Here is a 9,577-nt window from a genome sequence, read left to right as displayed (position 1 = left end):
CGCGCCGGAGCGGACTACCCGTCCCGGTCCTTGGGCTCCACCACGACGACGGGGATGGCGGAGGTGGGCAGCTCGGAGGGGGCGGGGGAGACCGGCAGGTGCACGACGTCCCCGTCCCGGACGGGTCGGACGGCAGCGGTCCCGGGCTCCGTGATGACGGCGTCGTCCTCGGGTGCGGAACCGTCCCCGGGGTCGGGACCGTCCTCCGGCCCGGCCTCGTCCGCCGGCGCGGTGCCGCCCGCGGTGTCGGCATCGGGGCCGGTGTCGGCCCGGCCGTGCGGGTGCCCGGACCCGGCCGGGGCGCCCTCCGCGCCGGGATGCCGCTCCTCGCCTGGATGCCCGTCGGCGTGCCCGGGCCCGCCGCCGCGCACCGGATCGCCGCCTTCCCCGCGGTCGTCGGAGTCGAGCCGGTCGTCGGACTCGAAGCCTCCCGATGCGGCGTCGCGTCCGGATCCCGGCGCACCCGGCGTTGCCGCGTGGGCGCTGCCGATCCAGGCGACATTGTCGGGATTCCCCGTGCCGGTGTCCGGGGCCCCGTCGCCGGGCGCATGCGTGGGCTCGACGATGCTGATCGGCTGCCCGCCGTACTCGGCGATGTCCTCGTCCAGGTCGCGCAGCATCTGCTCGGCCTCGGCGATGCGCTCGGGGTCCTGGGCGGCGATGCCCTTGGCGAGCCACTGGGCCAGCGCGAACTCGGCGGCCAGCGCCGCGCGGCGCATCAGGTGCGGGTCGGAGCGCTTGCCGCGCACCGCGACGTAGGCCTCCAGGACGCTGTCCGCGAAAGACTGCTCGTGGGCGGCGGCGAGCCACGCGAGGTCGTCGGCCGGATCGCCGATCCGCAGATCGGTCCAGCCGGTGACCGCCGTGATCTTGCCGTCCTCGAGCAGCAGGTTCTCCTCGTGGAGGTCGCCGTGGACCACCGTGGGGTTGAACCGCCACAGCGCCGCGTCCTCCAGCGCGTGTTCCCACCGTAGGAGCAGCCGCGCGGGGATGCGGCCCGTCGTCGCGGCCTGGTCGAGCTCGTTGAGGCGGCGCTGGCGGAACTCGTTGGCCGTGTAGCTGGGCAGGTCGGCACGGTCCACCACGTCCTCCGGCAGGCCGTGGATCGCGGCGATCGTCCGGCCGATGTCCTCCGCGGTCCGTCCGCCGGAGGCGATCAGCTCGTCGAGATCCAGCACCGAGCCCGGCAGGTGGTTGTACACGAACGTGCGGAGCGAACCCTGGCGCACGGTGCCGGCCACCGAGGGCAGCCGGAAGGGAAGGTCGGCGCGGATGCCGGGCGTGAAGGACCGCAGGGCCGTGAGTTCCGTCTCCAAGCGCATGCTCGCCTCGGCGTGCCGGGGGGAGCGGACGCGCCAGCGGTTCCGCTGCCCGTCGACGATCACGGCGGCGTCGAAGTCGTCGGCGTCGTCGGGGATGCCGGCGACGCCGACCGGCGTCAATCCGGGCACCGCGGCCGTGGCGATGGCGGCGAGTTCCATGGGAGAGCGTTTCACGCCTTCCACCGTATGCGCAGCGACGGCCCGGCGGGGGGTTCGGGCGGCGGCGAGTCGCGGGAAGGCTCCGGCGTCCACAGCGAACGGCCGCCGGTGTGCGTCCGGTGCCGGGGTGAAAGTACCGTAGGAGGCATGACTTTCCGCCAGCCTGCCCCCGCGACCTCCGTCCTCGGCCCCGGGCGGGACGCCGACGGGGTCTCCGCGGATCCGTTCCCGCTCCTCGCCGACCTGCCGCTGGCCCGCGGCGCGGTGGATCGCGGCTGCGAGCGCCGCGCCGACGAGGCCTGGCTGCCCGGGCTCCTGGAGAGCCCCGCGACGCGCGCCCTGGTCCTCGTGGGGGGCCGCGCCCCCGTGGTGGACGGCGCGCTGGCGCTGACGGGCCCCGCGGAGCTGCCCCCGGCGGAGAACCTCGTCTACCTCGGCCGTGTGGACGGCACCGAGGTGGTCCTCGCCGACCTCGCCGAGGTACCGGGGGGCTTCGCCGAGGGGGTGGACTGGCTGGGCCTGCGCGATGTCGCCGCCGGGCTGTCGGCGCGCGACGCGGGCCTGTTCGTGGAGGCCGTCGCGATCGCGAACTGGCACGCGACCCACCGGCACTGCCCGCGCTGCGGCGCAGCCACCGAGACCGTCCAGAGCGGTTGGGTCCGGCGCTGCCCGGCGGACGGGTCGCTGCACTTCCCCCGGACGGACCCGGCGATCATCGTGGCCATCACCGACGCGCAGGACCGTCTCCTCCTGGGCGCCAACGCCCAGTGGGGCGGCAGCCGCTTCTCCACCCTCGCCGGGTTCGTGGAGCCGGGGGAGTCGCTGGAGGCCGCCGTGGTGCGCGAGGTCGCCGAGGAGTCCGGCGTCGCGGTCCACTCGCCGCGCTACGCGGGATCCCAGCCGTGGCCCTTCCCGGCCTCCCTCATGCTCGGTTTCACGGCCGTGGCCGACGCGACGGACACCGTTCCCGACGGCCACGAAATCGTCGACCTGCGCTGGTTCACCCGGGACCAGCTGGCCAGGGAGGTGCGCGACGGGACCATCACCGTTCCGGCGGGCGTCTCGATCGCCCGCGCCCTCGTGGAACAGTGGTACGGCGCGCCCCTGCCCGAGCCCCGGCAGTTGGAGAACTAGGCACGTGACCACACTGGAAGAGAAGATCCTCGGCGGACTGGACGACGAGCAGCGCGAGGTGGCCACCAGCCTTAACGGGCCGCTCTGCGTGCTCGCGGGCGCCGGCACGGGCAAGACCCGCGCCATCACCCACCGCATCGCGTACGGCGTCCACACCGGCGTCTACAAGCCCAACCAGGTCCTGGCCGTCACCTTCACCGCGCGGGCCGCCGGCGAGATGCGCACCCGGCTCCGGGACCTCGAGGCCGGCGGCGTCCAGGCCCGGACGTTCCACGCGGCCGCGCTCCGGCAGCTGCAGTACTTCTGGCCGCAGTCCATCGGGGGCCAGCTCCCCGCGATCGTGGACCACAAGGCGCAACTGGTCGCGGAGGCCGCCCGCCGCCTGCGGATCGGCACGGACCGGGCGTCGATCCGCGACCTCGCGGCGGAAATCGAGTGGGCGAAGGTCTCCATGCACACGCCGGAGGGGTACATGGCCGCGGCCGTGGGGCGCTCCGCTCCGGCCGGGCTGGACCACACGACCGTGTCGCGGCTCTTCCAGTCCTACGAGGACGTCAAGACCGACCGGCACATGATCGACTTCGAGGACGTCCTGCTGCTGACCGTCGGTGTCCTCGACGAGGACCCCAAGGTCGGGGCCGCCGTGCGCGAGCAGTACCGGCACTTCGTCGTCGACGAGTACCAGGACGTCTCGCCGCTCCAGCAGCGGCTGCTCGACCTCTGGTTGGGAGGGCGCGACGAGCTGTGTGTCGTCGGCGACTCGAGCCAGACCATCTACTCCTTCACCGGCGCCACGCCGGCACACCTGCTCGGCTTCACGAAGCGCTATCCGGGCGCGCCGGTCGTGAAGCTCGTCCGCGACTACCGTTCCACGCCCCAGGTCGTGCACCTCGCGAACCGCCTGCTGGCCGCGCGGCGGCCCGAGCCGGGCGTGGCCGGGCAGGACGCGCAGTGGCCCGCGCCCCTGGAGCTCCTCGCGCAGCGGGAGACCGGACCGGATCCCGAGTTCACCGAATGCAGCGATGACGAGGCGGAAGCCGCGCACGTCGCCCAACGGATCCGCGCCCTGATGGACGGCGGCGTCGCGGCGGCGCAGATCGCGGTGCTCTTCCGCACCAACGGGCAGTCCCAGGCCTACGAGCAGGCCCTCGCGTCCAACGGGATCGGCTACCAGTTGCGCGGCGGGGAGCGCTTCTTCCAGCGACGCGAAGTGCGCGACGCGATCCTGCAGTTGCGTGCCGCCTCACGCACCCCGACGGACGACGCCGTCCCGCAGGTCTGCCGCGACGTCCTGGCCTCGCTCGGCTACGCCGCCGAGGCGCCGTCCGCGGGCGGCGCCGTGCGCGAGCGTTGGGAGTCGCTGTCGGCCCTCGTGGCGCTCGCCGACGAACTGGCCGTCGCGCGGGCGGGCCGCGAGACGCCGTTCAGCCTGGCCGAGTTCGTCGCCGAGCTGGACGAGCGCGCCTCGACCCAGCACGCGCCCACGGTGCAGGGGGTCACGCTCGCGTCGCTCCACTCGGCCAAGGGCCTGGAGTGGGACGCGGTGTTCCTCGTCGGGCTCAGCGAGGGCCTCATGCCGATCAGCTTCGCCGAGGACCAGGCCGACTACGACGAGGAGCGCCGCCTCCTGTACGTGGGCATCACGCGCGCGCGGATCCACCTGATGCTCAGCTGGTCGCTCTCGCGGACCCCGGGCGGGCGGGCCAGCCGCCGGCCGTCCCGGTTCCTCGACGGCCTTCGCCCGGCCACGGCCGGGCGGGCGGGCAAGGACGCCGCGCGCGCGCCGCGCCGGAGGAAGGCCGCCGGTCCGCCCACCTGCCGCGGATGCGGGACCCTGCTGGCCACGGCGTCCGAGCGGAAGCTCGGGCGCTGCGGGGACTGTCCGCCCGGCTACGACGAGGCGGTCTTCGAACGGCTCCGCGCCTGGCGGCTGCGGGTCTCGCAGGAGGCCGAGGTTCCCGCGTTCGTCGTGTTCACCGACGCGACGCTCATGGCCATGGCGGAGGCGAACCCCGCCGACGCGTCCGCGCTCGCGAAGGTCCCGGGCGTCGGGGCCGGCAAACTCGAGCGGTACGGACGGGATGTCCTGGACATCCTGACGGCCGGGGCCGACCCCGCCTGAGCCGGGCCCTCACGCCGCGCGCAGCAGACACATGCAGCCCGGCCGCGGGGAGACCGGCCGGCGGCCGAGTCCGCCGGTCGCGAGGTCCAGCGACAGCACGCCGTCCGCCGCCGCCGGGACGTTGACGCCGTCCACGAGCACCAGCAGCTGGGTCGCGGCGATGCCCGCGGCGGCGGCTGCCAGTGTGGTTTCCGGGTCCGTCGGCGCGGCGCCGACGCCGTCCGCCGCCGCCACGGGGAGTTCCCGCGCCGGCGCGCAATCGAGGCAGGTCGTCAGGCCGGGCACCACCAGGGGACCGATGTGCGCCCCGGCGTCGGAGAAGAGGACGCGCAGGTGCGCCACCTGCGTGGCGGCCAGATGCGCGGCGATCGAGGTGCCGAGCCAGGTGCGCGACACCGCGACCGTCGCGTCGGCCTCCCGCGGAGTGTCCCCGATCCGCGGGACCCACTCGAGGATCCGGGTCCGCGGCGACGACCGCGCCAGGTGCCGGGCGACGGCGCGCGGGCGCGGGGTGCCCAGATCCGCCAGGCCCAGCAGGCCGGCCCCGAGATCGGCCGCGGTCACGGTCGCGGGATCGCCGAGCACGAGGGTGCCGACGCCGGCTGCCGCGAGCAGCGCGGCAATGCCCTGGCCACACCGATCGAGACCGTACACGCGGACCACCGCGCGGGCGCGCCGCTCGACGAGCGGTCCGGCGTGGCGCCCGTACGCCGCGGACCACTGGGCGACGTCGGGCGCCAAAGTGGCCCCGCGCGCGCCGGCGAGGCGGTACGGGGGCGTGTCCACGAGCACGGGTTCGAGGAGGCGCAGGAGCTCCCGCCGCCGCGCATCCGTCGGCCGGACGTCGGGGTCGCGGCCGTCGCCGGCGGCCAGCGAGTCGATGAGCGCGCGGTCGGCGGTGTCGAGTCCGGCTATCCACAGGGCCCCGGGTCCGGTGCCGATGCAGACGGAGCCGTCGGCTAGGCTGATGACCCGAAGTCCGGGGTTGATCCTCACGGGGAGCCTCCTGGCGGTTGCTGCGGACGGGATGCGTGAGAGCCATCGTGGCACGGCACCGCCGGCGATTCCGCGGTATCCACAGGTCCGGGCGGGGGAGTCGAGCCAGCCGGCCGGCGGCCCGCCGTCCCGGGTCGCAGCCCCCGGATCCGTCGCGGGATCCGGCCACGGATGAGCCACACCCGGATCGGCCTCAACGGATCACCCCCACAGATCACCCCCACAGAGCGGAGCCAGGATGCCGGCGTCACCGAGGGAACGCGAATTCACCGCGGAGGACGGCCTCCGGGTTCGCGTTGTGCGTTCCGCCCGTCGCACCCGCACCGTCTCGGCCGCGTGGCGCGACGGCGCCGCCGTCGTCTCGGTGCCGGCGCGGCTCAGCGCGGCGCAGGAGGACCAGTGGGTGCTGGACATGGTCGAGCGGCTGCGGGCCGGCAGGGACCGCGGGCGGCGCGGCCGCGGCGCGCGGAGCGACGCGGACCTCATGGAGCGCGCGCTGGCACTGAGCGCCCGCTACCTCGACGGCCGCGGCGAGCCGGTGTCGGTGCGCTGGGTGTCCAACCAGCGCTCGCGCTGGGGTTCGGCGACGCCGGAGGAGGGCACGATCCGGCTCTCGGACCGGCTGCGGCCCATGCCCGCCTGGGTGCAGGACTTCGTGCTGCTCCACGAACTCGCCCACCTCGCGGAGCCCGGCGGCCACGGCCCGGCCTTCCGGGAGCTCGAAGGCCGCTATCCCCGCACGCCGGAGGCCAAGGCCTTCCTGGACGGGGTGTCGTTCGCCCGGAACCACCTGCCGGGCGATGGACCGGGGGACGCGGCCGGCCGTCACGACGGCGACGCGGACCGCGACTAGCGGACGACGACTCCGGGAGCGGAAGGCCGCGACGGCGACGTCCGCGGCCGCGGCGGACGGACCTACGGGGCCGTGCCCCCGGTCTTGCCGTCGTCGCGGCCCTCGTCAGGCTCCCCGTCGCGCCCACCGTCCGTTTCCGGCCCCCCGGCCGGGGACTCGTCGGCCGAGTCGTTTTCGGCGGCGTCGCTCTCCGCGACGGCCACTTCACCGCTGCCAGCCCCGTCGCCGCCAGCCCCGTCGCCGCCGGCCCCGTCGCCGGCGGGGGAGTCGTAGCCGCCGGCCAAGAGGCGGGTGAGCGCCTCGTCGAGCTCGCCGTCGGTCGCTTCGGCGAGCGCCCGGCGCGCACCGAAGCCCTCCGGATCATCGAGGTCCTCCGCGGTCGGCATGAGGTCCGGGTGCTCCCACAGGGCGTCCCGACCGTCCAGGCCGCGCTCCTGCCGCATCACGGACCAGAAGCGCGCCGCGTCGCGCAGGCGGCGAGGGCGCAGCTCCAGACCCACCAGCGAGGCGAAGGCCTGTTCCGCCGGCCCGCCGCTCGCGCGCCGGCGACGGACGGTCTCGCGCAGGGCCGCCGCGGAGGGCAGGTTGGTCGCGGCTGCGGCCACCACCTCGTCCACCCACCCCTCAACCAGCGCCAGCGCCGTCTCGAGCTTCGCCAGGGCGGCGTCCTGCGCGCCGGTGCGCTGCGGCTGGAAGAGCCCCTCGGTGACGGCGCCCTGGAACGACTCGGGGTTCGACGGATCGATCTCGCGGACCGCCTCCTCGATGCGGGACATGTCGATGTGGATTCCCCGGGCGTAGTCCTCGATCGCCCCGAGCACGTGGGCCTTCAGCCACGGAACGCGGAGGAAGAGCCGCGAATGCGCGGACTCCCGCAGCGCGGCGAAGAGCAGGACCTCCTGCTCGGGGACGTCGAGCCCCTCGCCGAACGCGGAGACGTTCGCCGGGACGAGCGCCGGCGCCCCGCCGGCGAGCGGCAGCCCGATGTCGCTCGCGCCGAGGACGTCCTTGGCAAGCCCGCCGACGGCGGTGCCCAGCTGCATGCCGAACATCGCCCCGCCCAGGTTCTGGAACATGCCCTGCGCCCCGCCGAGCATCGGCTTGAGCTGCTCGGGGAGCTGGTCGCTCATCGCCGAGCTGATCGCCTTCCCGACGCTCACGGCGACGGGCTCGGTCAGCGTTTTCCACGTGGGCATCGTCTTCTCGACCCACTCGGCGCGCGACAGCGCGGCGAACGGCGCGGGACCGGAGGCGAACGTCGTCGACTGGTCCAGCCAGAGGTCGGCGAGCCGGCCGGCGTCGGCGACCGCACCCGCGCGCGAAGGCGTTACCGACGGGTCCGACCCCGCGGCGGCCTGGCGCGCCGAATCGTGGGCGAGCTTCCAGTTCACGGGACCGCCGTCGCCGGAGGCCATGGCGCCCATCATCGCCTGGACCTGGCGGAACATGGCGGCCATCGCCTCCGGGTCGTTCGGCATGCCCATCGCCGCGCCGAGACCCTCGGGCAGGTTCTTCGGGTCGAAGCCGCCGGACGTCCCGCCGAACAGTCCGGCGAGCATCTCGGCGAACGGATCCTGCTTGCCGGAATCCTCGGGCTCGTCGGCGTCTTCGGGGCGGTTGTCTCGGGGAGTGTCAGCCATGGTCCAACGTTACCCCCGGCGGCCGGGCCCGCCCACGATCCGCGGGCGGGGTTCGCTGTCGGCAAAGCGCGGCGCCGCCCCTACCGAGTAGCCTAGGAGGGGTCCATCGGGCCGGCCGGACGCGCCACGGGGCGCGCGGCGGAAGGGAAGCAAGACGTGTCGGTACCACTGCAGGACCCGCGCGGTCCGCACGAGCCCGCAAGCCCGGCCCCGCGGCGCGCGCTGCGGATGCAGCGCACCCTCGTCGCCGCGGCGAGCGTCGCCGTCGTGCTGGGCTTCGTCGCCCTGGCGCTGCCCAGCCCCTTCATCGTCGAGTCCCCCGGCCCGGCCATCAACACGGTCGGGGTCGTGGACGGCGAGCCCGTCATCAAGGTCACGGGCCGCGAGTCCTTCCAGCCCGAGGGCCGGCTGGACCTGACGACCGTCTACGTCCGCGGCGGCGCCGACCGCAGGATCCCTTCCTTCCAGGTCCTCCAGGGGTGGGCGCACCCCACCCAGGACGTCTACCCGGAGGAATCCGTCTACCCGCGCGGGACCACGGACGAGCAGATCAGCGACCAGAACGCGTCGCTGATGGACAACTCGCAGCAAACCTCCGTCGCGGCCGCCCTGGGCAGCCTGGACATCGCCTTCGGCCAGCGGCTCCAGGTCGCGGAACTCGCCGCGGCCACCAACGAGGACGTCCTGGCGGCCGGCGACGTCCTGAAGCGGATCGAGGGCCGGTCGATCACCGACCTGGAGATGCTGCGCGGCGCCCTGCAGGCCGCCGGCGAGGAACCGGTCGCGCTGGACATCGAGCGCGACGGGGAGGATCTCAGCGTCGAGGCCGCCACCACGGCCTCGCCCGAGGGCCAGCGGCAGCTCGGGGTGTTCCTGCAGACCGAGTTCACGTTCCCGTTCGACGTCGAGTTCACGCTGCAGAACGTCGGCGGACCGAGCGCGGGGCTGATGTTCTCGCTCGGCATCGTGGACACGCTGACGCCCGGCGAGCTGACGGGCGGCCGCCATGTCGCGGGAACCGGCACCATCGACCCGGAGGGCCGGATCGGCCCGATCGGAGGCATCGCGCAGAAGCTGGTCGGCGCGCGCGAGGCGGGCGCGGAGGTCTTCCTGGCGCCGGCCGACAACTGCGCGGACGTCGCCGGCCGGATCCCCGACGGGTTGTCGGTGGTCAGCGTCGCCACGCTGGACGCCGCGCGGTCCGCGGTGGAGGCCGTCGCCGAAGGCGCGGACCCCGACACGCTTCCTGCCTGCTGAGCGTCGGCTGATCGTCCGCTGACCGGGGGCTGGCCGCCGGGACGCCGCCGCCGCCCCGGAGGCGGCGAGCGGGAACGTTACGATCGTTTATCGA

The 9,577-nt window shown here is 74.8% G+C and carries 7 protein-coding genes; 4 read left to right on the top strand and 3 right to left on the bottom strand.

The window, feature by feature from the left end; translation table 11 throughout:
- Nucleotides 1-14 precede the first annotated feature (14 nt).
- Entirely contained in the window at nt 15-1,481 is a 1,467-nt protein-coding gene (locus ACETWP_RS13400; RefSeq protein WP_373972757.1) for a phosphotransferase, read from the bottom strand.
- A 147-nt stretch (nt 1,482-1,628) separates the two neighbouring features.
- Here ACETWP_RS13400 and nudC point away from each other — a divergent pair, with 147 nt between their 5' ends.
- A complete protein-coding gene (gene nudC, locus ACETWP_RS13395) occupies nt 1,629-2,615 on the top strand; it encodes an NAD(+) diphosphatase (protein ID WP_373972756.1) in 987 nt (328 codons plus the stop codon).
- A 4-nt stretch (nt 2,616-2,619) separates the two neighbouring features.
- A complete protein-coding gene (locus tag ACETWP_RS13390) occupies nt 2,620-4,737 on the top strand; it encodes an ATP-dependent DNA helicase UvrD2 (RefSeq protein WP_373972755.1) in 2,118 nt (705 codons plus the stop codon).
- Between the two features lie 9 nt (nt 4,738-4,746).
- On the opposite strand, the gene ACETWP_RS13385 is transcribed toward ACETWP_RS13390, so the two are convergent.
- Nucleotides 4,747-5,733, bottom strand: a complete 987-nt coding sequence (locus ACETWP_RS13385; RefSeq protein ID WP_373972754.1) for a ThiF family adenylyltransferase — start codon at nt 5,731-5,733, stop codon at nt 4,747-4,749.
- A gap of 298 nt (nt 5,734-6,031) precedes the next feature.
- On the opposite strand from ACETWP_RS13385, the gene ACETWP_RS13380 reads away from it, so the two are divergent.
- Nucleotides 6,032-6,586, top strand: a complete 555-nt coding sequence (locus ACETWP_RS13380) for a M48 metallopeptidase family protein (protein ID WP_373972753.1) — start codon at nt 6,032-6,034, stop codon at nt 6,584-6,586.
- Between the two features lie 62 nt (nt 6,587-6,648).
- Here the strand turns inward: ACETWP_RS13380 and ACETWP_RS13375 are convergent, their stop codons facing one another.
- Nucleotides 6,649-8,226, bottom strand: a complete 1,578-nt coding sequence (locus tag ACETWP_RS13375; RefSeq protein ID WP_373972752.1) for a zinc-dependent metalloprotease — start codon at nt 8,224-8,226, stop codon at nt 6,649-6,651.
- A gap of 156 nt (nt 8,227-8,382) precedes the next feature.
- Between ACETWP_RS13375 and ACETWP_RS13370 the strand changes: the two genes are divergently transcribed.
- On the top strand, nt 8,383-9,483 hold the full coding sequence (locus tag ACETWP_RS13370; RefSeq protein ID WP_373972751.1) for a YlbL family protein: 1,101 nt from the start codon (nt 8,383-8,385) through the stop codon (nt 9,481-9,483).
- Nucleotides 9,484-9,577: the final 94 nt, after the last annotated feature.

Source organism: Arthrobacter halodurans (assembly GCF_041877255.1).
GTDB lineage: Bacteria > Actinomycetota > Actinomycetes > Actinomycetales > Micrococcaceae > Arthrobacter_N > Arthrobacter_N halodurans.
Note: the sequence above shows the minus strand (reverse complement) of the source record. Positions and strands in the feature narration are given on the sequence as shown.